Origin of the sequence: Azonexus sp. IMCC34842, assembly GCF_050368855.1 — a bacterium.
Classification (GTDB): Bacteria; Pseudomonadota; Gammaproteobacteria; order Burkholderiales; family Rhodocyclaceae; genus Azonexus; species Azonexus denitrificans_A.
In genome coordinates, this window is the sequence record NZ_CP178449.1 from 3,785,560 (window position 1) to 3,809,803 (window position 24,244).

Annotated in this window: 27 protein-coding genes and 2 riboswitches; of the genes, 16 read left to right on the plus strand and 11 right to left on the minus strand. The window is 62.9% G+C overall.

Annotation, left to right across the window (positions count from 1 at the left end; genetic code table 11):
• Nucleotide 1: 1 nt before the first annotated feature.
• Nucleotides 2–763 (minus strand): adenosylcobinamide-GDP ribazoletransferase, encoded by a 762-nt coding sequence (locus ACLIKD_RS17965; protein ID WP_428826097.1) that lies wholly within the window; start codon nucleotides 761–763, stop codon nucleotides 2–4.
• Nucleotides 763–1,812, minus strand: coding sequence for a nicotinate-nucleotide--dimethylbenzimidazole phosphoribosyltransferase (gene cobT / locus ACLIKD_RS17970; protein ID WP_428826098.1), 1,050 nt, complete (start codon nucleotides 1,810–1,812; stop codon nucleotides 763–765). Before cobT ends, ACLIKD_RS17965 begins: the two co-directional genes overlap by 1 nt.
• 83 nt (nucleotides 1,813–1,895) lie before the next feature.
• Nucleotides 1,896–2,074, minus strand: a riboswitch (cobalamin riboswitch).
• 41 nt (nucleotides 2,075–2,115) lie between these two features.
• On the opposite strand from cobT, the gene cobU reads away from it, so the two are divergent.
• Both cobU and ACLIKD_RS17980 read left to right on the plus strand, forming a co-directional pair.
• On the plus strand, nucleotides 2,116–2,673 hold the full coding sequence (gene cobU, locus ACLIKD_RS17975) for a bifunctional adenosylcobinamide kinase/adenosylcobinamide-phosphate guanylyltransferase (protein ID WP_428826099.1): 558 nt from the start codon (nucleotides 2,116–2,118) through the stop codon (nucleotides 2,671–2,673).
• 60 nt (nucleotides 2,674–2,733) lie between these two features.
• The gene (locus tag ACLIKD_RS17980) at nucleotides 2,734–3,159 is read left to right on the plus strand and encodes a Pvc16 family protein (protein WP_226417925.1); all 426 of its coding nucleotides are present in this window, start codon (nucleotides 2,734–2,736) and stop codon (nucleotides 3,157–3,159) included.
• Here ACLIKD_RS17980 and ACLIKD_RS17985 read toward each other — a convergent pair.
• Nucleotides 3,135–4,634: a cobyric acid synthase gene (locus ACLIKD_RS17985; RefSeq protein WP_428826100.1), complete on the minus strand. Its 1,500-nt coding sequence runs from the start codon at nucleotides 4,632–4,634 to the stop codon at nucleotides 3,135–3,137. The genes ACLIKD_RS17980 and ACLIKD_RS17985 overlap by 25 nt on opposite strands.
• Before the next feature lie 86 nt (nucleotides 4,635–4,720).
• Nucleotides 4,721–4,907: riboswitch (cobalamin riboswitch) on the plus strand.
• 41 nt (nucleotides 4,908–4,948) lie between these two features.
• Between ACLIKD_RS17985 and bluB the strand changes: the two genes are divergently transcribed.
• From bluB to ACLIKD_RS18030, 9 genes are read left to right on the plus strand one after another with little or no spacing between them, the layout of a single operon-like run.
• Nucleotides 4,949–5,704, plus strand: a complete 756-nt coding sequence (gene bluB, locus ACLIKD_RS17990) for a 5,6-dimethylbenzimidazole synthase (protein ID WP_428826101.1) — start codon at nucleotides 4,949–4,951, stop codon at nucleotides 5,702–5,704.
• Complete coding sequence (gene cbiB, locus ACLIKD_RS17995; RefSeq protein ID WP_428826102.1) at nucleotides 5,701–6,615, plus strand: adenosylcobinamide-phosphate synthase CbiB; 915 nt, start codon at nucleotides 5,701–5,703, stop codon at nucleotides 6,613–6,615. The genes bluB and cbiB overlap by 4 nt, the downstream gene beginning before the upstream one ends.
• Nucleotides 6,608–7,600 (plus strand): threonine-phosphate decarboxylase CobD, encoded by a 993-nt coding sequence (gene cobD, locus ACLIKD_RS18000; RefSeq protein ID WP_428826103.1) that lies wholly within the window; start codon nucleotides 6,608–6,610, stop codon nucleotides 7,598–7,600. Before cbiB ends, cobD begins: the two co-directional genes overlap by 8 nt.
• Complete coding sequence (locus tag ACLIKD_RS18005) at nucleotides 7,597–8,499, plus strand: cobalamin-binding protein (protein WP_428826104.1); 903 nt, start codon at nucleotides 7,597–7,599, stop codon at nucleotides 8,497–8,499. The genes cobD and ACLIKD_RS18005 overlap by 4 nt, the downstream gene beginning before the upstream one ends.
• Nucleotides 8,496–9,290, plus strand: coding sequence for a cobalamin-binding protein (locus tag ACLIKD_RS18010; RefSeq protein ID WP_428826105.1), 795 nt, complete (start codon nucleotides 8,496–8,498; stop codon nucleotides 9,288–9,290). Before ACLIKD_RS18005 ends, ACLIKD_RS18010 begins: the two co-directional genes overlap by 4 nt.
• A 57-nt stretch (nucleotides 9,291–9,347) precedes the next feature.
• Entirely contained in the window at nucleotides 9,348–9,683 is a 336-nt protein-coding gene (locus tag ACLIKD_RS18015; protein WP_226471995.1) for a hypothetical protein, read from the plus strand.
• Nucleotides 9,680–10,264: an SCO family protein gene (locus ACLIKD_RS18020; protein ID WP_428826106.1), complete on the plus strand. Its 585-nt coding sequence runs from the start codon at nucleotides 9,680–9,682 to the stop codon at nucleotides 10,262–10,264. The genes ACLIKD_RS18015 and ACLIKD_RS18020 overlap by 4 nt, the downstream gene beginning before the upstream one ends.
• A 51-nt stretch (nucleotides 10,265–10,315) precedes the next feature.
• A complete protein-coding gene (locus tag ACLIKD_RS18025; RefSeq protein ID WP_428826107.1) occupies nucleotides 10,316–11,221 on the plus strand; it encodes an ABC transporter substrate-binding protein in 906 nt (301 codons plus the stop codon).
• On the plus strand, nucleotides 11,218–13,311 hold the full coding sequence (locus ACLIKD_RS18030; protein WP_428826108.1) for a diguanylate cyclase domain-containing protein: 2,094 nt from the start codon (nucleotides 11,218–11,220) through the stop codon (nucleotides 13,309–13,311). The genes ACLIKD_RS18025 and ACLIKD_RS18030 overlap by 4 nt, the downstream gene beginning before the upstream one ends.
• Before the next feature lie 3 nt (nucleotides 13,312–13,314).
• On the opposite strand, the gene ACLIKD_RS18035 is transcribed toward ACLIKD_RS18030, so the two are convergent.
• Nucleotides 13,315–15,432: a TonB-dependent receptor plug domain-containing protein gene (locus ACLIKD_RS18035; protein WP_428826109.1), complete on the minus strand. Its 2,118-nt coding sequence runs from the start codon at nucleotides 15,430–15,432 to the stop codon at nucleotides 13,315–13,317.
• Nucleotides 15,433–16,026, minus strand: a complete 594-nt coding sequence (locus tag ACLIKD_RS18040) for a PilZ domain-containing protein (RefSeq protein WP_428826110.1) — start codon at nucleotides 16,024–16,026, stop codon at nucleotides 15,433–15,435.
• A gap of 254 nt (nucleotides 16,027–16,280) precedes the next feature.
• On the opposite strand from ACLIKD_RS18040, the gene metX reads away from it, so the two are divergent.
• The 3 genes from metX to ACLIKD_RS18055 are packed head-to-tail and all read left to right on the plus strand — an operon-like array spanning nucleotide 16,281 to nucleotide 19,269.
• Nucleotides 16,281–17,405, plus strand: coding sequence for a homoserine O-succinyltransferase MetX (gene metX / locus ACLIKD_RS18045; RefSeq protein ID WP_428826111.1), 1,125 nt, complete (start codon nucleotides 16,281–16,283; stop codon nucleotides 17,403–17,405).
• Nucleotides 17,402–18,001 carry a methionine biosynthesis protein MetW gene (metW, locus tag ACLIKD_RS18050; protein ID WP_226417911.1) on the plus strand — a complete coding sequence of 200 codons (600 nt, stop codon included), beginning with the start codon at nucleotides 17,402–17,404 and terminating at the stop codon, nucleotides 17,999–18,001. Before metX ends, metW begins: the two co-directional genes overlap by 4 nt.
• Nucleotides 18,001–19,269 carry an AmpG family muropeptide MFS transporter gene (locus tag ACLIKD_RS18055; protein WP_428826112.1) on the plus strand — a complete coding sequence of 423 codons (1,269 nt, stop codon included), beginning with the start codon at nucleotides 18,001–18,003 and terminating at the stop codon, nucleotides 19,267–19,269. Before metW ends, ACLIKD_RS18055 begins: the two co-directional genes overlap by 1 nt.
• On the opposite strand, the gene ACLIKD_RS18060 is transcribed toward ACLIKD_RS18055, so the two are convergent.
• The 5 genes from ACLIKD_RS18060 to ACLIKD_RS18080 form a co-directional block, all read right to left on the minus strand.
• Complete coding sequence (locus tag ACLIKD_RS18060) at nucleotides 19,253–19,642, minus strand: hypothetical protein (RefSeq protein WP_428826113.1); 390 nt, start codon at nucleotides 19,640–19,642, stop codon at nucleotides 19,253–19,255. The genes ACLIKD_RS18055 and ACLIKD_RS18060 overlap by 17 nt on opposite strands.
• On the minus strand, nucleotides 19,564–19,857 hold the full coding sequence (locus tag ACLIKD_RS18065; RefSeq protein WP_428826114.1) for a YqjK-like family protein: 294 nt from the start codon (nucleotides 19,855–19,857) through the stop codon (nucleotides 19,564–19,566). The genes ACLIKD_RS18060 and ACLIKD_RS18065 overlap by 79 nt, the downstream gene beginning before the upstream one ends.
• Nucleotides 19,854–20,261, minus strand: coding sequence for a phage holin family protein (locus tag ACLIKD_RS18070; RefSeq protein ID WP_428826115.1), 408 nt, complete (start codon nucleotides 20,259–20,261; stop codon nucleotides 19,854–19,856). Before ACLIKD_RS18070 ends, ACLIKD_RS18065 begins: the two co-directional genes overlap by 4 nt.
• Nucleotides 20,262–20,265: 4 nt before the next feature.
• Nucleotides 20,266–20,580, minus strand: a complete 315-nt coding sequence (locus ACLIKD_RS18075; RefSeq protein WP_226417906.1) for a DUF883 family protein — start codon at nucleotides 20,578–20,580, stop codon at nucleotides 20,266–20,268.
• 79 nt (nucleotides 20,581–20,659) lie between these two features.
• On the minus strand, nucleotides 20,660–21,439 hold the full coding sequence (locus ACLIKD_RS18080; protein ID WP_428826116.1) for an exodeoxyribonuclease III: 780 nt from the start codon (nucleotides 21,437–21,439) through the stop codon (nucleotides 20,660–20,662).
• Nucleotides 21,440–21,486: 47 nt separating this feature from the next.
• On the opposite strand from ACLIKD_RS18080, the gene pyrE reads away from it, so the two are divergent.
• Nucleotides 21,487–22,128 (plus strand): orotate phosphoribosyltransferase, encoded by a 642-nt coding sequence (gene pyrE / locus ACLIKD_RS18085; RefSeq protein WP_226417904.1) that lies wholly within the window; start codon nucleotides 21,487–21,489, stop codon nucleotides 22,126–22,128.
• Nucleotides 22,121–22,783, plus strand: a complete 663-nt coding sequence (locus ACLIKD_RS18090) for a hypothetical protein (RefSeq protein ID WP_428826117.1) — start codon at nucleotides 22,121–22,123, stop codon at nucleotides 22,781–22,783. The genes pyrE and ACLIKD_RS18090 overlap by 8 nt, the downstream gene beginning before the upstream one ends.
• Here ACLIKD_RS18090 and gatB read toward each other — a convergent pair whose 3' ends face one another.
• A complete protein-coding gene (gene gatB / locus ACLIKD_RS18095; protein WP_428826118.1) occupies nucleotides 22,784–24,238 on the minus strand; it encodes an Asp-tRNA(Asn)/Glu-tRNA(Gln) amidotransferase subunit GatB in 1,455 nt (484 codons plus the stop codon).
• Nucleotides 24,239–24,244 lie beyond the last annotated feature (6 nt).

The window sequence follows — 24,244 nt, forward strand, 5'->3', positions numbered from 1 at the left end:
GTCAATTCGGCCAGTGCGCCAGCAGACCAAGGTAGAAGGCAATCTCGCTGACCTGCTGCACTGCCCCGAGACAATCGCCGGTATAGCCGCCGAGCCAGCGCTTGAATTTGCCGGCCAGCCATACTGTGACCAGCGCGGCCAGGGCGCAGCCGGCGACGGCCTGGGGCCAGGGCAGCCAGACCAGCGCCGCCAGCACGAAGGCCAGCGCGACCAGCAACGCGCCGCCGGACAGGCGGTTGGCCAGCGGCTTGGCCTTCGACAATTGGTCGTCGCGGGCGTAGTCCATGCCGGCCAGCAGCAGCGTCGCGCAGAAGCGCGACAAGGCATGGCCGGCCAGCAGCGCGAGCGGCAGCAGTGCCGGATCGAGCGCGGCGAGCAGCGTGAATTTGCCGAGCAAGGCCAGCACCGTGGCCACCGCGCCGTAACTGCCGACCCGCGAGTCCTTCATGATGTCCAGAATGCGCTGCTTTTCCCAGCCACCACCCAGACCATCGACGGTATCCGACAGGCCGTCCTCGTGGAAGGCGCCGGTCGCGTAGATGGTTGCCGCCATGGCCAGCAGCACGGCGACCGGCGCCGGCCAGAACGCTGCCGCCGCGAGATAGACCAGCCCGCCGAGGCCGCCGATCAGCAGGCCGACGGCCGGAAAATAGCGGGCCGAGTGGTTCAGCGCCTCGCCCGAATGCCCGACCCAGGCGGGCACCGGCAGCCTCGTGAAGAAGCGGATGGCGCCGAAGAAATACGCGAGCTCGCGGCGCAGCATCACTCTTTATCCGAAACGCCGGCCGATTCGAAACTGGCCATTTCGCCAAGGAAATTGATCGCCGCCAGGACCAGCGGATAGGCCAGTGCCGCGCCGGTCCCTTCGCCCAGGCGCAAGCCCAGATCGAGCAAGGGTTCGGCAGCCAGCGCCTTCAGTTGGGCGGCATGACCGGCTTCGGCCGAGCGGTGGCAGAAGATGCAGTAGTCGGCGACCGCCGGCACCAGACGGGCCGCGACCAGCGCCGCCGAACCGACGATGAAGCCGTCGATCAGCATGACCATCTTGGCTTCGGCGGCGGCCAGCATGGCCCCCACCATCATGGCGATTTCGAAACCGCCGAACTCGGCCAGCACGGCCGCCGGCTGGTCGCCGCCGCCGGCCGCCCGGTAACGCCGCAGCGCCTGTTCAAGCAGGCCCTGCTTGCGCTGCAGGCCGGCATCGTCGAGCCCGGTGCCGCGCCCGACGCAGGCGGCCAGCGAGACGCCGGTCAGGCAATGGGTGATCAGCGAGGCGGCGGCCGTATTGCCGATGCCCATTTCGCCAAAACCGACCAGATTGCAACCGTTGGCCGCCAGATTGCGGATGAATTCCGCCCCCCGCTCGACGGCCACGGCGCATTGCGCGGCGGTCATCGCCGGTTCTTCGAGGTAATTGGCCGTGCCGGACGCCACCTTGGCGTTGATCAAGCCCGGCCGCTTGCCGAAATCATGCGCCACGCCGGCATCGATGATCGCCAGATGGAGGTCGTTCTGACGGGCGAAAACGTTGATCGCGGCCCCGCCGGCGAGAAAGTTCTCGACCATCTGCCAGGTGACGTCCTGCGGGTAAGCCGACACGCCGGCCTTGGCCGCGCCGTGGTCGCCGGCGAAGACCAGCATGTGCGGCTGGCCGAATTCCGGGTCGAGGCGCTGCTGGATCAGGCCGATCTGCTTGGCGACCGCTTCAAGCTGGCCGAGCGCGCCGAGCGGCTTGGTCTTCTGGTCGATCTTCTGCTGCAGCGCAGCGGCCAGCCCCTGGTCCGGGGCGGTGATGGTGAATTTTGAATGCATCCGATTCTTCCTGTTCAAAAAAACAAAAGGGCCTCGCGGCAACGTTTGCGAAAACGCCACCGCGAAGCCCTGTCCACAGGCTTCCAGCCCAAAATGATGCGATAGGTCTTCTGGCTTTCGGATCAGCCGGATCGTCGTACCTTCCCGCCGGGTCTGTTTCCCCATAGGCAGTGGCATTTCACGACATCCGTCCCCGATTACAGCGGCGGGCCCGCCACGGATTTGCACCGTGTTCCGTTTTATCGAATCGGGGCGAATTATCCGGCTTGCCGGGAAGCCACGCAATCACCTACAGTTCCGGCCATGAAAGAACTGATCCTTGGCGGCGCCCGTTCGGGCAAGAGCCTGCTGGCCGAGAAGCGGGCAGCGGAATGCGGACTGCACGTCGTTTATCTGGCGACGGCCGAAGCGCGCGACGGCGAAATGAACCGCCGCATCGCCCACCACCGCGAGCGCCGCCCGGCCGACTGGGGCTGCGCCGAAGAAACCCTGCACCTCGCCGCCCGCCTGCGCGAGCTGGCGGCGGCCGATCGCTGCATCCTGGTCGATTGCCTGACGCTGTGGCTGTCCAACCTGCTGTTCGCCGGTCAGGCCGCCGCCCAGGCCGAAGCCGGCGAGGCCATCGGCTGCCCGCTGCTCGATGCCGAAACGACGGCGCTGATCGAGCTGTTGCCGCGCTTGCCGGGGCGGATCATTGTCGTTTCCAACGAAGTCGGCTGGGGCATCGTGCCGATGCATCCGGTCTCCCGGCTGTTCGCCGACGAGCAGGGCCGGCTGAACCAGCGCGTCGCCACCGTCTGCGAGCGCGTAACGCTGGTCGCCGCCGGCCTGCCGCTCAGCCTGAAGCCGGCCGCTAACTGACGCAGCGGCTAGCCCGCTGTGCTAACCTGAATTTCAATCTGGCCTATTCAGGAGAACGCCATGCCGCTCCACACCCGCCTGACCGCGCTGTGCACACTGATCGAAAAGAGCGCCGGACTGCCGGTGCGTATTGGCCGGCCGGACGAGGCTGGCGGACTCTATGTCTGGCCCTGGCGCCTGGAAGAGGATGCGCGTGTCCGCAGCACGCCGCTGCCGCGCCTGCTCGGCGACACCCCGCTGGCCCGCGTCCCGGCCCCGGCGATTCACTTCCTCGTGCTATCCAGCACCAGCCTCGAAGCCGAGGTGTTTCTGGCCCTCGAAAGTTCGCGCGCCGCCCTGCTCGAAACGCCGGTCTTCGAAGCCGGCAACGGGCGCGTCAGCGTCGCCCCGGATACCCTGAGCGCCAACGAACTGACCGATTTGTTCACGGCCGCCGACATTCCGATGCGGCTTTGCCTGGCCTACACGCTGCGTACGTCGGCCTGAGTCTGCGCCGGCCCGGCCGGCAGGTAGGGCGCCAGTTTTCCCCAGTCGAGCGCCGCCTCGACCGAATCGGCCAGACGGTCGAGATCGGCTTCGCGGCGGGCCGCGAAATCGACCTGTTCGCTCTCCGTCATGCCGGCCCAGGCCAGCAGCGCGGTGAGGGCATCGGGGTGGTCGAATACACCATGGCAGTAGGTGGCGAATATCTGGTTGTCGGCCGAAATGGCGCCGTCGCTACGGCCATCGGCCAACTGCACGGCGCCCTGCGCCAGCCCGGCGCCCCCCGTCACGCCGAGGTGGATTTCATAACCGGTCATCGTCGGCCGGCCCGGCAGCGCCAAGTGACCGCTCACATTACGTAGCTGCTTCTCCGTTTCCAGCGTCGTTTCGACGTCGAGCACAGCCAGCCCCTGCGTGCTGCCGGCCAGACCTTCCAGTCCCAGCGGATCGTCGATCATCCGGCCGAGCATCTGGTAGCCGCCGCACAGGCCGACTACCTTGCCGCCGTAGCGCAGATGTTTCTGGATCGCCGTCGCCCAACCCTGTTCGCGTAGCCAGCCGAGATCGGCCCGCACCGCCTTCGACCCGGGCAAGACGATCAGGTCGGCGGCCGGCGGCGTTTCGCCCGGCCCGATCCAGCGAAAATCGACTTCCGGATGCAGCCGCAGCGGGTCGAGATCGTTGTGGTTGGAAACGCGCGGATAGGCCGGCGCCACTACTTTCAGTTTGGCCGTCTTTTTACCCGCCACCGCGGCCGTCGCGATGGCATCCTCGGCATCGAGCATTAGCCCGTGCAGATAGGGCAAGACGCCGAGCACCGGTTTGCCGGTCCGCTCTTCCAGCCAAGTCAGGCCGGATTCGAGCAGGCCGATGTCGCCGCGAAAGCGGTTGATGACGAAGCCCTTGACCCGGTTCTGCTCGGATGGCGAGAGCAGATCGAGCGTGCCGACCAGATGGGCGAACACGCCGCCACGGTCGATGTCGGCGATCAGGATCACCGGGCAGTCGACGGCCTCGGCAAAGCCCATGTTGGCGATGTCGCGGTCGCGCAGATTGATTTCAGCCGGCGAACCGGCCCCTTCGACGACCACGCACTCGTAGGCCGCGGTCAGCCGCCCCCAGGACTCAAGCACCGCCCCCATCGCCCGCGGCTTGTAGGCGTGATAAGCCTTGGCATCGAGATCGGTGGCGACCTGGCCGTGAATGATGACCTGCGCCTTCTTGTCGGTGGTCGGCTTCAACAGCACCGGGTTGAAGTCGGTATGCGGCGCCAGCCCGGCGGCCAGCGCCTGCAATGCCTGGGCCCGGCCGATCTCGCCGCCATCCACCGTCACCGCCGAATTGAGCGCCATGTTCTGCGGCTTGAACGGCGCGACGCGCACGCCACGGCGTTTCAGAATGCGGCACAAGGCGGCGACCAGGGTCGATTTACCGGCATCGGAGGTAGTGCCTTGGACCATCAGCGACAGGCAGGACATGGGGGAAAGCCTTGAACAAAAGGGCGAGGATAATCGCACTTGCCACTTGCCGCACGCTCGCTTAGCATCGCCCTCGCCCGATTTCGATCGGGGGAGTGTCTCCAGGTGCCGTTCCGCCCAGGTTGAACGGAGAATCGGGAAGGCGGTGCGAATCCGCCACGTGCCCAGCGCTGTATGGATGACGGGCGATGCACAAGCCACTGGCGCCAGCCGGGAAGGCGCATCGGCCGGCTGAGTCCAAGTCAGAAGACCGGCCGGGAGATCAGTTCAGGCTGCACGGCCAGGCAGCTGCCGTTTTTCCAGAAGGGGAATCCATGGAAAACCCATTCGCGCCAATGGCGCACGCATTTTCCGACGCCGACCGGGCGGCGGTGTATCACGCGATTTTCAGCCGGCGCGACGTGCGCGGCCAGTTCCTGCCCGATCCGGTCCCGGACGAGGTGCTCAGCCGCGTGCTGATGGCGGCCCACCATGCGCCGTCGGTTGGCTTCATGCAGCCGTGGAACTTTCTGCTGGTCCGTTCGCCCGAGGTCAAGCAGCGCGTCCATGATGTCTTTGCCGAGGCGAACGGCGAAGCGGCGCGGATGTTCCCGAACGAGAAACGCGAGATCTACAGCCGGCTCAAACTTCAGGGCATCGTCGAAGCGCCGCTCAACCTGTGCATCACCTGCGACCGCTCGCGCAGCGGCCCGGTCGTCCTCGGCCGCACCCACATGCCGACCATGGATCTCTACTCCAGCGTCTGCGCCGTGCAGAACCTCTGGCTGGCGGCCCGCGCCGAAGGGCTGGGCGTCGGCTGGGTCAGCATCTTTCACGAGAAGGCGCTGCAGGACGCACTCGGTATTCCACAGCACATCGTGCCGATCGCCTACCTGTGCATCGGCCAGGTCAGCCATTTCAAGGACAAGCCGGAGCTGGAACAGGCCGGCTGGCTGCCGCGCCTGCCGATCGATGAACTGCTCTATTTCGATCAGTGGGGTGCCACGGATGCCGGACAGAATGCGCCGCTGATCACGGCATTGCGCACCATGCAGAGCGAGATCCAGACACAAGGCATTTTCCCCGCATGAGCCTGAGCTTCGCAGCCTTCGCCATGCCGCTGGCGGCCGTCGCCGCCGTCGCGCTCGACCGCCTGTTTGGCGAGGTGCGGCGCTGGCATCCGCTGGTCGGCTTCGGCCATCTGGCGGCGGCCATCGAGCAGCGGCTGAACCGGCGGACGCGCTTCGCCGGCCTTCTCGCCTGGCTGCTCGCAGTCGGCCCCGGCGTCGCCCTGGCGGCCCTGCTCCGTCCGTTCGCCCCGTTCATCGTCGATGTCGTCCTGCTCTACTTCGCGCTTGGCGCCCGCAGCCTCGCCGAGCACGCCGAAGCCGTCGCCCGACCGCTGCGCGAAGGCCGGCTGGAGGAGGCCCGGCAGCGGGTAGGCTGGATTGTTTCCCGTGAAACATCGCAACTCGATGAGTCCGGCGTCGCCAAGGCCGGCGTCGAATCGGTGCTGGAAAACGGCAACGACGGCATCTTCGGCGCGCTGTTCTGGTTCGCCCTGCTCGGCGGCCCCGGCGCCCTGTTGTTCCGGCTGGCCAACACGCTCGATGCGATGTGGGGTTACCGCACCGAACGCTTTACGCATTTCGGCTGGGCCGCCGCCCGCCTCGATGACGGCCTCAACTGGCTGCCGGCCCGCCTGACCGCATTGACCTACGCCCTGCTCGGCCGGACGCGCAGCGCCCTGAATTGCTGGCGGACGCAAGCCCCGGGCTGGGACAGCCCGAATGCCGGCCCGGTGATGGCGGCCGGGGCCGGCAGCCTCGGCGTGCGGCTGGGCGGCGCCGCCATTTACCACGGCCAGGAAGAAATCCGGCCGCCGCTCGGCGACGGCCCGCCGCCAATGGCGGCCGACCTCGGTCGGGCGATTAGCCTGATCCGGCGCAGCGTGCTGCTCTGGCTAACGGTCTTTTTGATGATCGGATTCCTGCATGCTTGAACATGGTGGCCGTCTGCGCGAAGCCGCAGTCCACTACGCTATTCCGCTGGCCAACTGGCTCGACCTGTCCACCGGCATCAACCCGCAAGGCTGGCCGGTGCCGGCCTTGCCGGCCAGTTGCTGGCAGCGCCTGCCGGAAGCCGGTGACGGGCTGGAAGCGGCAGCCGCCGCCTATTACGGCAACGACCAGCTGCTGCCGGTGGCCGGCTCGCAAGCCGCCATCCAGCTCCTGCCGATGCTGCTGCCACGCGCCGTCGTCGCCTGTATCAGCCCGATCTATGCCGAACACCCGCAGGCCTGGAGCCGCGCCGGGCACCGCCTGCGCTTTCTGCAGAACGCCACTTTGCCGCGCGCCCTGGCCGCCGCGACGCCCTATGTGCTGCTGTGCAATCCGAACAACCCGACGGCCGACCGGCACCCGCGCGAACTGGTGGTGGATGCCGCGCAGCAGCTGAAAAAACGCGGCGGCTGGCTGGTCGTCGACGAGGCTTTCATCGACGCCACGCCGGAGGACAGCCTGACGCCGCTGGCCGGCACCGCCGAAGCGCCGAATCTGATCGTGCTGCGCTCGCCCGGCAAATTCTTCGGGCTAGCCGGGGCCCGCGTCGGCTTCCTGTTCACGGCGCCCGACCTGCTCAACCGGATGAACGATGCGATGGGTCCGTGGACCGTCGCCGGTCCGTCACGCGAGGCGGTGCGTCTGGCGCTCGCCGACAGTGCCTGGCAAAGCGCGATGCGGCCCCGTCTGGTGGCGGCTGGGCAACGCCTGCAGCAATTGCTGGCGCCGCTCGGCGAAGCAAAATCCGCCGCCCTGTTCGCCACGCTGAACACCCCGCATGCAGTGGAACTGCACGAAGCGCTGGCCAGCCAGGGCATTCTCGTTCGCCGCTACGAACAACAGCCGCTGCTCCGTTTCGGCCTGCCGGGCAGCGAAGCCGAATGGCAACGCCTGGCAGGCGCCCTCGACACCTGGAAACCCGCATGAAAAACCGTCCGCTTGTTCGTCACGTCGCGGCCTTCGCCGTCGCCTTCGCCCTGCTGCCGGTCGCCCGCGCCGATCTCGTCGTCAAGGACGACACCGGCCAGGAGGTCCGCCTCAAGGGGCCGGCCAAGCGCATCATCACCCTCGCCCCGCATGCCGCCGAAACCCTCTATGCCGCGGGGGCCGGCGACAAGCTGGTCGGCACCGTCGAGTACAGCGATTACCCGGCGGAAGCGAAGAAAGTGCCGCGGGTCGGCGGCTATTCGCGCGTCGACCTGGAAGCGGTGGCGGCACTCAAGCCGGACCTGGTCCTCGCCTGGGAAAGCGGCAACAACCTGACGCAGGTCGACAAGCTGAAGGCACTCGGCCTCACCGTCTATGTCTCGCAGCCCAACACCATGGCCAATATCGCCTATCAACTTGAGCAGATGGGCCGGCTGGCCGGCACCGAGGCTGGCGCCAAGCTCGCCGCCGAACGTTTCCGCAAACGACTTGAGGGACTGCGCGCGAGCTATGCCAACAAACCGAAAGTACGGGTTTTTTACCAGATCTGGAAAGCGCCGCTGATGACGGTCGGCGGGCCGCAAATCATCAGCGACGCGATCAAGCTGTGCGGCGGCGACAATGTCTTCGGCCACCTGGCGCACATGGCGCCGACGGTCAGCGTCGAGGCCGTGCTCGAAGCCGACCCGGAAGTCATCATCGCCACCGGCATGGGCGATGCCCGGCCGGAGTGGCTGCATGACTGGGACAAATGGACCCGGATGACCGCGGTCAAGCGCGGCAACCTTTTCCACATCAACCCCGACATCATGCAGCGCCACACGCCGCGCATCCTCGACGGCGCCGAGAAGCTGTGCGCCGACCTCGATGTCGCACGCAGCCGGCGGCCGGCCAAATGAGCCGCCTGCCGCAACGCATCGTCTGCCTGACCACCGAGACCGTCGAAGTCCTTTATGCCCTCGGCGAACAGGACCGCATCGCCGGCATTTCCGGCTATACCGTGCGGCCGCCGCAGGCGCGCAAGGAAAAGCCCAAGGTCTATGCCTTCACCACCGGCGACATCGACAAGATTCTCGCCGTGCAGCCCGACCTGGTGCTCACCTTCTCCGACCTCCAGGCCGACATCGCGCGCGACCTGATCAAGGCCGGCGTGCCGGTGTACGCCTTCAACATGCGCAGCGTCGAGGACATTCTCGGCATGGTCGAAACCTTGGGCCGCCTGGTCGGCGCCGAGGCCAGGGCAGCCGAGCTGGTCGGCGAGCTCGAAGCGCAGATCGACCAGACCCGCGCCATCGCCGCCGAACGCTTCGCCCGCACCGGGCACCGGCCGCGCGTCTATTTCGAGGAATGGGACGAGCCGAACATCACCGCCGTGCGCTGGGTCTCGGAAATGATCGCGATCGCCGGCGGCGAAAACATCTTCCCCGAGCGCGCCGCCCTGCCACTGGCCCGCGACCGCATCCTGGCCGACCCGCTGGAAGTCGTCGGCCGCGACCCGGAGATCATCATCGGCTCGTGGTGCGGCAAGCACTTCCGTCCTGAACATATTGCCGCCCGCCCCGGCTGGACGGACGTCAGCGCCGTGCGCAGCGGACGGATGCATGAAATCAAGTCGGCGATCATCCTGACGCCCGGGCCGGTCGCCATCAGCGAAGGCTTGCCGCAATTACTCGCTATTTTTGATCTGTGAAAAAGCCAGCGCCAGGCCGCCGCCTATAATCCACTGTCCACTTTCCGGAAACCGCTCATGAAACTTGCTGCCTCCATCCTCATGCTGACGCTGGCCGGCCTCAGCACCGCCAGCCTTGCCGCCGACGCCGGCAGCGCGGCGATCGCCGCCATCGGCCAGATCAACGGCATCGCCCTCGCCTGCCAGCAACCGGCGATCGTCAGCCGGGCGCGCAATGCCGTACAGACCAGCGCACCGAAAACCCGGGCCAACGGCGAAGCCTTCGAAGCGGCGACCAATGCCGCCTATCTCGAGCAAGGCAAGGGCGCCCCCTGCCCCGATGCCGCGACCCTGGCCGGCCGCCTCGGCGATGCCGAGAAACAGCTGCAGGATGCCTTCCCGACCAGCCGATGAGCCGCCTCCCCGCGCTTTTCCTGGCCCTCGCGCTGAGCGGCCCGCTAGCCGCCCAGACGGCGTCCTTGCCGGTGGCCGAGGAAAACGTCGGGATCAATCCGCGTTACCTGCTGCAGGACCCGAATGGTCGTTCGGTGACCAGCGAGGACTTCCGTGGCCGCTTTCAGCTGATCGCCTTTGGCTACACTTACTGTCCGGACATCTGCCCGACCACGCTGGTCGAAATGGCGGCCATCCTCAAGCAGCTTGGCGACCAGGCCGGCCGCCTGCAGGCGATCTTCATCACCGTCGACCCCGAGCGCGACAGCGCCCAGGTGCTGAAGACCTATACCGGTTTTTTCGACCCGCGCATCGTCGGCCTGACCGGCTCGCCGGCCTTGATTCGGCGTGCCGCCGACAATTTCAAGATCCGCTACGCCAAGGTTCGCGAACCCGGCGGCGACCCGGCGCATTACGCGGTCGACCACTCGGCTGGCATGTTCCTGCTCGGCCCGGATGGCAGCTTCATCGCCAAATTTGCCTTTGCCACCCCCGTTGACGAGTTATCCGCCCGAATCAGCGGCTATCTGGGCGCTCGCTAGGCGCTGAAAACAGCCATTGCCATGGCATAGCCCGGCAGCTATATTCGGGCGATGCTTCGCCTTCTGCTGCGCGCCTTCGTCGTATTCTCCGCCACGCTCTCCATTGCCTGGGCGGGAAGCATTACGCTGGCACTCAGCGACCACGGCGGCCCCTACGCCGAATTTGCCAGTGCGCTTGGCGAAGCCCTGCAAGGCGGCAGCTGGAAAATCACCACGAGCGGAAAACCGACCGCCGGCGATCCGCCAAGCGCGGCGCCCGACCTGATCGTCACGGCCGGCGGCGAGGCCCTGCGTCAGACGCTGGCGCGCGCCCCGAATGCGCCGATCATCGCCACGCTGCTGCCCCGCCAGACTTACGAAAAGATCCTGGCCGAGACCAACAAGGGGCGTAGCCGCAGCACGGCCATTTATCTCGATCAGCCGCCCGGCCGTCAGGCGGCTTTTTTGCGTCATCTGCTGCCCGGCCAGAAACGCATCGGCATGCTATTCAGCAGCGAAACCCGGGCGAGCGCCACGCAGTTCCGCCAGGCCTTCGCCAATGCCGGCCTGACCCTCGACAGCGAAGACAGCGATACCAGCAGCACCCTGCTACCAGCCCTCAACACCCTGCTGCCCCGGATCAACGCTTTGCTGGCCATCCCGGACGGGACGATCTTCAAGCGCGACAACATCAAGGCCATCCTGATCACATCCTACCGGCACCAGCGGCCGGTCATCGCCTTCTCGGCCGCCTTCGTCAATGCCGGGGCACTTGCCGCGCTCTACTCGACGCCCACCCAGATCGCCCGCCAGACGGCCGATATCGTTAACAGCCTCGGCCCAACGTTGCCGCCCCCGACGGCACCCAACTTCTTTGCCATTGCCATCAACCAGAACGTAGCCCAGGCCCTCGGCCTCTCCGTTCCCGACGAAGCCACCATCCGGCAAGCCATGCTCGCCGACCGGGAGTCTCGATGAATCGACTCACTCTACGCCACCGCCTGTTGCTGCTCACACTGCTTCCCAGCGCCGTGATCGCCATCGCCCTGGTCGCCTATTTCACCATCTCCGGCATTCACACCCTGGAAGGGGAGCTGCGCACCAAAGGCATGGCGACTGTTCGCTACCTGGCGCCGATCAGCGAATACGGCATCATTGCCGGGCAAATCGAGAGTTTGCACGGGCTGGCCCAGGCGACCGTCCAGGAACCCAGCGTCAAGGCGGCCATCATCGTCAACCAGAAGGGCCGGGCGATCGCCGTCAGCGGCCGCGTCTCGCTGGCCAGCGAGACCCTGCGCCAGGCGCTCGACGAGCCGACCCAGGTGGCCGAGACCGACCGCTGGGTGGCGTTCGGCGCCCCGGTCAGACGTTCGTTGAACGAGACCGATGCCTTGTTCGAACCGGCCGGCGCGGCCGACAAGAACACTCCGCCAGAAGTCATCGGCCACATCTTCGTCGAGTTCGACAAGAGCGAACTCGCCACCCGCCAGCGCGACCTGCTCAATCGCGGCCTGCTTATCGTGCTTTTCGGGCTGATGGTCCTCGCCATTCTTGCCGTGACGATGGCTGACAACCTCGCCAAACCAGTCATGCAGCTGGTGCACGCCGTGCGCGAAATGTCCTCCGGCCATCTGAACAGTCGCGTCCAGGTCACTTCGAGCGGCGAAATCGGCGTACTCGAGCAGGGCTTCAACGAAATGGCCACGCATATCCAGGAAGCGCATCAATCGATGCAGAGCCGCATCGAGGAAGCGACCGCCCAGCTTGCCTTCCAGGCCCGCCACGATGCCCTGACCGGCCTGCTCAACCGGCGCGAATTCGAGCACCGACTGGACAAGGCACTGACCAGCGTGCAGGCCGGCGGCGAGGAATGCAGCGTCCTGTTCATCGACCTCGACCGTTTCAAGCCGGTCAACGACACCTGCGGCCACCTGGCCGGCGACGAACTGCTGCGCCAGATATCGCAACTCTTCCAGGGCCGCCTGCGCGAAGAAGACACCCTGGCCCGGCTCGGCGGCGACGAATTCGGCATCATCCTGGCCAACTGCGGCGGGCCGCGCGCCCGCCAGGTGGCCGAGGATATCTGCGGCCTGGCCGCCGCCTATCGCTTTATCTGGCAAGACAAGGTCTTCGCCATCGGCGCCAGTATCGGACTGACGCCGCTCAGCCGTCGGGTCCGCAACATCACCGAAATTCTTGCCGCCGGCGATTCCGCCTGTTATCGCGCCAAGGAAACCGGCCGCAACCAGGTTTGTGAGCAGGAGCCGCTCAATACCGAAGAACGGCGCCATGAAACCAATGGCTGGTCGACCCGGATTGCCTGCGCGCTGGCCGACGATCGCCTGCACATCGAAGCCATGCCGCTACACGCACTGCAAAGCAATGCGCAGACCGGACACCTGGTCGAACTGACGGCCCGCCTGCACGAACCGGGACAACCGCCGGTGGCCCTGTCGGCCTTGATGGATGCCGCCGAGCGCTACGATCTGGCGCCGACCATCGACCTGCGTTTTGTCGAAACGGCAATCAACGCCCTGGCGCGCGCCCAGCGCCAGAACAAGTCACTGCACTGCCTGGTGCCGCTGTCCGGTGCCTCGCTCGGCCGCAGCGAGGTGGTCGACAGCATCGCCGCCAGCCTGGCCAGCCATAATCTTTCCGGCAACGGGCTATGCCTGATCTTCTCGGAAGACGTTTCAACACATCAGACCAGCCAGGCCATCGAATTTTCGCGGCAAGTCCGCGCCCTCGGCTGCCAGATCGGCCTCAATGACTTCGGTGGCGGTCTGTCATCGTTCAGCCACTTGCGCAGCATTTCCCCCGGCTACGTCAAGCTCAGCCGCAGCCTGACCCGCGATCTCGGCGGAAACCGCGCGTCGACCGCACTATTGCGCGCCATCCAGGAAATCACCGCCGACCAGGATATCTACTCGATCGCCGAAGGCATCGACGACATCTGGGCCATCAAGCAATTGAAAGACCTCGGCATCAGCTACGTCCAAGGCAGCGCCGTCGCCCCTTGCGAACCCTTTGAGGTCTGGCTGGAAGGCGCAGTCTTCCGCGCTATATAAGGATTAGAAATCGATACGCAACGACACCCAGTGAAGCTCCTTGGCGACCCGCGTCTCCCGCCTACCTTCCATATCATGGTTGGACATCTGGGCGGTGTAGGCTATTTCAGCCTTGGCCGAGCCAACATTGAAGGCCTTTGCCAGGCGCCAATCCACTCGCTCGTAAGGGCTGGTAAAGGAGTTGCGCAACCAGCGCATCCAGCCACTCTTGTAGTACATGACCGATGCCTCAAAATCGTAGGGAAGTTTCTGAATCAGCATCGCTGACTGCGAATGACGCGGCGCGGATTCGCTCGTCTGCCGCGGTATTTTCAAGGTATTGGACCCAGCGGTATCGGCAATTACCGACTCGTCCAGTAGATTCGCATAGGTTCGAATATAACCGGAATTGTAAAGAAACTGTGTGCGATCAAGCGGCTGCCAGCGTAACTGATACTCGTAACCCTGAATGACGACTTTCTCGAGGTTCAAGGCAGCATCTGCTCGGCCATAGGGATAAATCGGAAGTCGGTTCATTACATTCAGTGGGTCGCGATCATCCGCATGAACTGCATCCAACGGATAGGGGACGATCTGTATCCGGTTGGGAATTCTCTCGTGAAAAGCTCTGACATCGAGACTGGCCCGCTGGCTTTTCCATTCCCCAAGATAACCCAATTCCAGTGTGTCGACACGTTCAGCCTTCAAGCCTGGAACCGCAAGATAGGTACGATCGACCGGCGAGACGGCACCAATTGGCAATTTCCGGCTGTCTCCATAAGCTTCGAACAAGCTTGGCGTTCGGTGAGCCCGTGAAGCAATGAATCGCACCGTATTTTGAGGCGTGATGTGATAGTTGACGCTAGCTCGTGGATCAAAAAACTCTCCGACTACACTGTCGTGCTCAACACTCCCCCCCAGATTGAATAACCACGCATCCGTTGCCCGCCATTCGAGGTTCCCAAATACCCGATAGGTCGTCCGTTCGAGCTTTTGATCGCCAAAAAACTGCCCTGTAGAATCGATTGAGGTATTTTTCCCCGTCAGCCCCCATACCATGCGGACATCAGGCCAAATTGACAGCAAGTGTTGGAATTCAAGTTCGTCGATCCGGGAATTACCACCACTGTTGTTTAGATTTATAAAATTGACGCCGACGCCCGCTGCATTGTCAAAAGAAACGTTCTCACGATAAGCCGCAGATGCCCAGTCCTCAACATGTCCATAACGCACCTTGATCTCTTCGTCTTGGCTAACTGCCCGACGCCACTCGAAACTGACGGCAGTGCTATTTTGGCTAGAATCCCGAAAAGGATCGCTTACGCTCTTTGGCCGACCAAATTGAGAAACATCGTCGACGTGACTAAGCACGACTTTCAATTCGTCGCGATTAGTTAATGGAATGGTCGCAAGAAAATCAAAGACATTACCGTGACGACTGTCATGCGGATCAAACCACCCCAAGCTTCCATCAAACATTTTCTGCAAGCCTGCATCGCCATATTGTCGAGCGGTCACCCGGATGTCGCTCTCGCCAACCTTTCCTCCCCAACGGACGGTTGTGTCACGAATGGAGTTATTACCATGATTGGTTGATAGCATCCACCCCTGCGTTTGGGTGGCATCTTGGGTAATGATGTTGATCACCCCGAGCAAGGCGTTGGATCCATAGGAAACTCCATTGGCCCCCCGCATCACTTCAATACGCTCGATATTTTCTATGGCTAAGGGCAAAAGGTTCCAATTAGCGCCGGACTTGAAAAGCGGAGAATACAGAGAGCGGCCATCTAGCAACACTTGAACCCGAGGCGTATACTCCTCGTTGCTAAGACCGTGATAGGCAACGATGGCACCTTCCTGATTAGGTGGTGTAACTTGAAATCCGGGCACGAGGCGTAACAAGTCCGCCACATTGCGTACACCTGACGCCCGAATGATATCGCGATCAATTACTGTAACAGCCCCTGGTGCCTCAGAGAGCCTTTGTGGCAAGCGACTGACCGAAGCGACAATCGGCAGATCGCTGAAGTAGAGATTTTCATCGTCCTCTGCGGCGGCGGCAGGCCCCGCCAGCCAGACACCAGCCAGGGCCAGAACCAGGGGGTTGAATCGCCGACGAAACGGTTGTTGTACCAGCACCATTCAAATATTCCCCGTTGCACCCGGTATCGCCAGCGCCAATTTCCACGCACCGGCAAAGCATTCCGACTGAGCTCCGATAACTACCCCATGCCGACCTGTCGCCACCAGGCATAGGGCCAGACCGCTCTGATCGACGGCCGTAACGCCCTCAAGATCAATTTCATCAACACCAACCCGCGTCAAGGCATGCATGAAGTCATTGCGCAATGCACCGTTCAGACCGCCTGAAATGCGCATGACCCGGCGCCCGGCGAGTTCGCGGACAGCGAGAATCGAGGCCTGGCCGCTGGCCAGCGCCGCGTTGATCGCATCGTCGATCAGGACCTGGTTGATCGGCCCGGTCTGAAAGCGAGCACCGAACAGGTCGCCAACCCGACTAACAACCATTGCCGGGACATCGATGATCGGCGATCCGAACAGCGAGAACTCGCAACCCGCCGTGTGACCAACCTCAAGGGCGAGGTTGCTACGCGCCATCAGTCCCGACACCGAGAGATTCTCGATCCAACCCTCACCGAGGGCTCCGCCGTGGCCGATTCTGACCAAAGGTGGCACACTAAAACGAATTCTCTGATGCCGTCTTTGATCCAGCATTGGTCGGCTACTCCTCGCTCATCGAAAATTGTCGTTTTCGGCAGTTTAACAAAATCTAACACTCTAACCACCTTGCCGCAGGTATCTTGTTTTATTGACTTTTCGCGGCTCGCTGGGTATTGTCTTTCACACACTGGCATTAGGCCAGCCGCGCCGATTTGAGCTCTGATTGCGGGCGCCACATAAATGCTGCTAAAACGGGAACCACCCAGTTCGCGTTTTTGGCCAACTGGGTTTTTGTTTTCAGGAAGCACATGTCAGGACAATCCGTCGGCGTCGTCCATTCACAGCACGCCCACTTTGATCAGCCGCTGCACCTACGCAGCGGCGGGGTCCTCCCGGCCTACGATCTGGTCTATGAGACGTATGGCTCGCTCAATGCCGCGAAGTCGAATGCCATCCTGGTCTGTCATGCGCTTTCCGGCCACCACCACGTGGCCGGGCATTACGCCGAACAGCCGGAGAATATTGGCTGGTGGGACAACATCGTCGGCCCCGGTCGCCCGCTCGATACCGATAAATTCTTCATCGTTGGCCTGAACAATCTCGGCGGCTGCCATGGCTCGACCGGCCCGTCCTCGCCCAATCCAGCCACCGGCAAGCCGTGGGGGGCCGACTTCCCGATCGTTGCGGTAAACGACTGGGTCCATGCCCAGGCTCGATTGGCTGATCTGCTCGGTATCGACAGCTGGGCAGCGGTCATGGGTGGCAGTCTTGGCGGCATGCAGGCATTGCGCTGGACCATCACCTATCCGGAGCGTGTCCGTCACGCCATTGTGATCGCGGCAGCGCCTAAACTCTCGGCACAGAATATCGCTTTCAACGACGTCGCCCGGCAGGCCATCCTGACCGACCCCGATTTCCACGGCGGCCATTACTACGAACACAACACCCGGCCGCTACGTGGCTTGCGTCTGGCCCGGATGCTCGGCCACATCACCTACCTGTCAGACGATCAGATGGGTGAAAAATTCGGCCGCGAACTGCGCAACGGCTCGTTCTCCTTCGATTTCGACGTCGAATTCGAAGTGGAATCCTATCTGCGCTACCAAGGCGACAAGTTCGCCGGCTATTTCGATGCGAACACCTACCTGTTGATGACCAAGGCACTCGATTATTTCGATCCGTCGCGGGAAAACAACGGTGATCTGAAGGCCACCATGGCCCGTACCAAGGCGGGTTTCCTGATTGCGTCCTTCACCACCGACTGGCGCTTTACACCGGCCCGCTCCAAGGAAATCGTCGCCGCCCTGCTGGCCAACGGCCGCAACGTCTCCTATGCGGAAATCGATCTCAACTTCGGCCATGACTCATTCCTAATGGATGACGCGCACTATCACGGCGTGGTCGATGCCTATCTGCGGAACATCAAGCTATGACGCATACCCTGGGCCGCCCCGACTTCGACGTCATCGCCGGCTGGATCGAGCCGGGCCACCGCGTCCTCGACCTCGGTTGCGGCGATGGCACACTGCTCCGCCACCTGATCGACACCCGTGGCGTGCAGGGCTGGGGCGTTGAAATCGACGATGCCAACATCCTGGCCGCCATCCGCAACGGAATCAACGTCATCCAGGGCAACCTGGAGCGTGGCCTCGACGTATTTGCCGACCAGGCTGTCGATCACGTTGTTCTGTCGCGCACCTTGCAGACCGTCCGGCACACCGAAGGAATCCTCCGCGAAATGCTGCGCGTCGGCCGCGAGGCGGTGGTCTCCTTCCCCAATTTCGCTTACTGGAAGAATCTGCGCTCGGTGCTTGATGGCCGCATGCCGGTCTCCGAAGACCTCCCCTATCAGTGGTACGACTCGCCCAACGTGCGCTTTTTCACCTTGCTCGATTTCGAGGCGTTGTGCGCGCAAATGGGCCTGATCGTCCGCGAGCGGAGCGTCCTCGACGAAGCCGGCAACCCGGTCGAGAATGAAGTCAATTTCCTCGGCAGTCTCGCCGTCTATCGCCTGACGCGCGCCCGCTGATGCCGGCCTGGCTCGCAGCACTGCTCACCCGGAAGATACTGATCTGCATCTTCACCGGCTTCAGTTCCGGGCTGCCGCTCTATCTGCTGCTCAACCTGCTGCCGGCCTGGCTGCGCAGTGAGGGCGTCGATCTGAAAACGATCGGCTTCTTCGCCCTGATCCAGTTTCCCTATACCTGGAAATTCCTCTGGTCGCCGCTGCTCGACCGTTTCAGCGTCCCCGGCTTCGGCCGCCGGAGGGGCTGGATGCTGCTCACCCAAGGCGGCCTGCTGTTCACCATCGGCTCGCTTGGCGGATTGAATCCGCAGGATAACATCTGGCCCATCCTGTGGCTGGCCGCGCTGCTTGCCTTCCTCTCGGGAACCCAGGATATTGCCGTCGACGCCTACCGCCGGGAAATCCTGAACGATGAGGAACTCGGCCTGGGCAACGCGGTGCACGTCAACGCCTACCGGATCGCCGGACTGATACCCGGCTCGCTGTCGCTGATCCTGGCCGACCGCCTGCCGTGGAATGAAGTGTTCTGGATCACCAGCGCCTTCATGCTGCCCGGCATGGCCATGGCCTGGCTGGTCAGCGAACCGCTGGTCAAGGGTGCGCCAAAAACCCTGCGCCAGGCGGTGACCGAGCCTTTCCACGAGTTCATCGGCCGGCAGGGCTGGCGCGGCGCCCTGATGGTGCTCGGCTTCATCTTCCTCTACAAGGTCGGCGACAGCCTGTGCACCGCCCTGGCCACCCCGTTCTACCTCGACATGGGTTTCACGAAGACCGATATCGGCCTGATCGCCAAACACGCCGGGCTATGGCCGGCGGTTATCGGTGCCTTGCTGGGCGGCCTGTGGATGGTCCGCCTGGGAATCAACCGGGCCCTGTGGCTATTCGGCGTGGTTCAACTGGTGTCGATCTTCGGCTTTGCCTGGCTCGCCGCCCAAGGCCACTACGACAGCATCGGGGTCAGCGAACGCCTGGCCCTGGCCTTCGTCATCGGCCTCGAAGCGCTCGGCGTCGGGCTGGGGACGGCGGCCTTTGTCGCCTTCATCGCCCGCTCCACGCATCCCGCTTATACGGCGACGCAAATGGCCTTGTTCACCAGCCTGGCCGCAGTCCCGCGCACCTTCATCAATGCTTCGGCTGGCTGGCTGGTTGAGATGCTCGGTTGGTACAGCTTTTTCTGGTTATGCGCCGCGCTCGCCGTACCGGGCATGCTCCTGCTGCTGAAAGTGGCGCCCTGGCACAAGCGTGCCGAGGCAATCACTCACCGCGCTTGAGTCGACGTCGATCCAGCCACCAGGCATAGGCTGGCAGAAGCAATACCGAACCGGGCATCAGCAAGGCAATCAGGTAAGGCGAAAGATGAACCATCCGGCGTAGATGGCTGAGGAGTTCCTCTTTTTCTTCGGCGGTCCACTGTTCGCCGTTACGCGCCTTCATCAGCAAGGGCATCATGCCGCGCGTCACCATCAATTCGGCCAAAACCCGTCGCGCTTCGCGACGTTGCGCGGACCACATCTGCCGCCACCAGCCCGGCAGTTCCGCGGCGACGCGTTCCGCTTCAGCCACGGTCAGCGTATTGCAGCGAGCGAACTGCGGACAACCTGCCAGCCGCGCCAGATCAAAAATCCGCGTTTTGCCCAGCGCCACGCTTGTTTCGGTCGCGCCACCACGACGGCCGCTACAGCTGCGCCAATTGCCAGTGGATGATGTTTGAGCCAGTCCACACCCTGGAGCACGCTATCTCCACGGGCCAGAGCAGCCTGCAAAGGCACGGCGTGCTGGCCCAGAGCACGCCGCTGCTCGTCGATGCGCGCCTTGAGCATACCCCGCCGTGTCGCCAGATCAAGCTGCTTGCTGTTCATTCGGCCTCTTTGGCCCGCCGGCGCAGTTGCGCCATGTCTGCTTCGAGCTCGGACAGACTTGTCCGAAAAAGTTTGCTCGGCTGGCTGGCCTGGCTTTTCAGCGAGCCGATCAGGAGCAACCCGCCGCCAATAAACATGACGGCAAAGACACCAAAGAGAAATACGCGCTGCTCCCAGAAAGCCAGCGCCAGACAAAATACCGCCATGATGATGCCGAGACAGAGCATGAACGCTGCGCCGATGGCCTTCGACCAGAGCGACATGAGGCGATACTTCTCCTCTTCCAGCTCGGTCACCAGCAATTCGGCACGCGTCCGGCCGATCGCGATCAGTGTCGCGACGATATTTTTCAAGGCGGCGAAAAGCCCCTCCCGGCTTCCTTCGCCGCCTGCCTGATCAGTCATTCGCTTAGCGACGGCCGATCAGCACGCCGAGGGCAAGACCCAGAGCAGCGGCAACGCCGACGGCTTTCCACGGCTCTTCATGGACGAAATCATCGGTGGCGCGAGCCGCTGCCTTGGTTTTTTCGACCACGGCCGCTTCGAGATCAATCAGGCGCTCCTTGGCATCGCGCAGACGCAGGCTAAGACGCTCGCGCAGATCGCCAACCTTCTCACCGGCAGCACCAGCCGTAGCACGCAGCAACTCTTCGGTATCGGAAATAACGACACGCAAGTCGGAAACCAGCTTGTCTTTATTTGCAGTGGTGAATTGTTCAGCCATTTTGAACCTCGTCGGAGTCAGTTAAACAAGGACTACAGGTTAGCCCGTCCGTGCGGCGAAATCAATTCGCATCCGGCATTTATGCAATTTCATAATCGATGATCAACGGCGCGTGGTCGGAGAATCGCTCGGCCTTGTATATTTCAGCTCGTCGGGCCAGCGCCGCGAGACCGGGCGTAGCAATCTGGTAGTCAATTCGCCAGCCGACGTTCTTGGCCCAAGCCTGACCGCGATTGCTCCACCAGGTGTAGGAATCGCCGGTCGCATCCGGATGTAGCCGGCGATAGACATCGACCCAGCCCATCTCGTCGAACACCCGACTCAACCAGGCGCGCTCTTCGGGCAGGAAGCCGGAGTTTTTCTGATTTGACTTCCAGTTTTTCAGATCGATTTGCTGATGCGCGATATTCCAGTCGCCACAGAGCACGATCTCCCGGCCCTCGGCCCGCAGCGCAAGCATCTGCGGGAAGAAGACATCGAGAAAACGGAACTTTGCCTCTTGCCGTTCCGGCGACGATGACCCCGAGGGCAGATAGAGCGAAATCACCGACAGATTGCCGAAATCGGCCCGGATATAACGCCCTTCGGCATCAAATTCGCCGGCATCAAAACCTTCGACGACCCGATCCGGTTCCCGCCGGCTCCAGATGCCGACACCGCTGTAACCTTTCTTTTCGGCACAGTGATAAAAGGCATGCATGCCATCGGGCGCAAGCATTTCCAGCGTAAGGTCCGGCAACTGGGCTTTTAATTCCTGGAGGCAAATGACGTCTGCCTGCTGGGCGGCCGCCCAGGGGAGCATTTTTTTGCTCCAGGCGGAACGGATTCCATTGAGATTGAGGGAGATGATGCGTAACATTGCGCGAGTATTGGCCTTGTTTTGCCGGACACGTTAATTGGGAAAATATGGATTTTCGTCAGGATTTCATCGAGTTTGCCCTCGCCAACCAAGTGCTGCGTTTTGGCGAGTTCAAGACCAAGGCGGGGCGGCTTTCGCCTTATTTCTTCAATGCCGGCCTGTTCAATGACGGCAACTCTCTTGGTCGCCTGGCCGAATTTTACGCCAAAGCCACCGAGGCTGGCGGCATCCGCTTTGATATGCTGTTCGGCCCCGCCTACAAAGGTATCCCGCTGGTCGCGGCGATTGCCATCGCCCTCGCTCAGCGCGGACAGAACTTCCCGTTCGCCTACAACCGCAAGGAAGCCAAGGACCATGGGGAAGGCGGCAGCATCGTCGGCGCCCCGCTCACCGGTCGCGTCCTGATCGTGGACGACGTGATTTCAGCCGGCACCTCGGTGCGTGAATCAGTCGAACTGATTCGTGCCGCCGGCGCCACGCCGGCCGGGGTACTGATCGCGCTGGATCGGCAGGAGCGCGGACAGGGCGAACTTTCCGCCGTCCAAGAAGTGCAACGCGACTATGGCATTCCGGTCGTTGCCGTGGCTGGTCTCGGCGACCTGATGGCCTACCTCGAACACCACCCTGAATTTGCCGCATACCGCGCGGCAGTTGCCAATTACCGGGAGCAATACGGCATCAATGCCTAAATGCCTGCTCGTTCCTCTTTTGCTTTTTGTTGCAGCCAGTTCGACCCAGGCCGCCGGCGAGTTTTATTGCTGCCCGGACCCGGCCAGCGGACGCCGGATCTGTGGCGACACGCTGCCCGAACAGTGCCGGGGGCGCGCCTATCGTGTCCTCGACAGCGGGGGCAACATCGTCAAGGAAGTCGGCCCGCCGATGACGGCCGAGCAGAAAATCGAACTCGCCGCCGAAAACCGGCGTAAAAAGCAACTCGAAGAAGCTGCCCGGGAATTGCGGCGCAGGGATCAAGCCTTGCTTGATACCTACGCCACACCGCAGGATATCGACCTGGCCCAGCGCAAGGCCGAGGCCGACGTCAATCTGGCAATGCGGGATACGCAAGGCCGCATTGATGCGGCGGTTAACAAGCGCAAGAAATTTGAGCAAGAGGCCGAGTTTTACAAGAAAAAAGCCATGCCGCCCGAACTTGCCAAGGAGTTGCGAGCGCTCGACCACGAAATCAAGGTCCAGCAGGAACTGATGGACGTCAAAAAACACGATTTCGCCGCGATCAAGGCAAAATACGACGCCGATCGCAAACGCTACTTCGAGCTGACCGGACGCTCGCCGGCCCCCGCGCCGACTGGCGGCGCGGCGCCGGCGACACCCGACCGACGCTGATCAGGCCGTCAGTTTCTGACGCAACAGATCATTGACCTGTTGCGGATTGGCCTTGCCCTTCGCCGCCTTCATCACCTGACCGACCAATGCGTTGAAGGCTTTCTCCTTGCCGGCTTTGAATTCAGCGACATTGGTCGCATTGGCGGCGAGGACCTGATCAACCAGCGCCTCGATGGCGCCGGTATCGGTGATCTGCTTCAACCCCTGCTTTTCGATAATCTCGTCGGCCGTTGCCCCTTCACCATTCCACAATGCCTCGAAAACCTTTTTGGCGATGTTGTTGGAAATGGTGTTGTCGGCAATGCGCTGCACCAACCCGGCCAATTGCGCAGCGCCAACCGGCGACTCGGTGAGATCCTTGCCTTCCTTGTTCAGGCGGGCGGCCAGATCGACCATTACCCAGTTGGCACAGGGCTTGGCATTGGCCTTGCCGGCAAGCGCGACGGTGGCCTCGAAATAATCGGCCATCTCCTGGCTGGCGGTCAGCGTCCGCGCATCGTAGGCCGACAGCCCGAGATCGTTGATAAAGCGCTCGCGCATCTGGCCCGGCAACTCCGGCAACTCGCCCCTGACGCGATCGATCCAGTCGCTGGAAATAACCAGCGGCAACAGATCTGGATCGGGAAAGTAGCGGTAGTCATGCGCATCTTCCTTGCTCCGCATCATCCGCGTTTCACCGGTATCCGGATCGAACAGTACGGTAGCCTGCTGAATCCGTCGCCCTTCCTCGATTTCGTTGATCTGCCACTGGACCTCGAAGTCGATCGCCTCCTTGAGGAAACGGAAGGAGTTGAGGTTCTTGATTTCGCGCCGGGTACCGAATTCGGCCTGTCCCTTGGGGCGAACCGAGACGTTGGCGTCGCAGCGGAACGAGCCTTCCTGCATGTTGCCGTCGCAAATGCCGATCCAGCGGACCAGCGCGTGCAACGATTTGGCGTAGGCGACGGCCTCGTCGGAGGAACGCATGTCGGGTTCGGAAACGATTTCGAGCAGCGGCGTACCGGCCCGGTTGAGGTCGATACCGGATTTGCCGTGGAAATCTTCGTGCAGCGACTTGCCGGCGTCCTCTTCCAGGTGGGCGCGGGTCAGGCGAACCAGCTTTTCATAAGCCTTGTCGCCCTGGCCGACCTGTACCGTGATGGTGCCGCCAACGACTACTGGCAGGTCCATCTGGCTGATCTGGTAACCCTTGGGCAAATCGGGATAGAAATAATTCTTGCGGGCGAATACCGATTTCTGCGCCACCTCGGCACCGATCGCCAACCCGAAGCGGATGGCGCAATCGACGGCCTTCTTGTTTAGCACCGGCAAAACGCCAGGCAAAGCCAGGTCGACTGCGCAGGCTTGCGTATTTGGCGCGGCGCCAAAAGCCGTCGAAGCACCGGAGAAAATTTTCGAAACGGTCGCCAGTTGCGCGTGCGTTTCGATGCCGATCACTACTTCCCACTGATTCATAGTTTC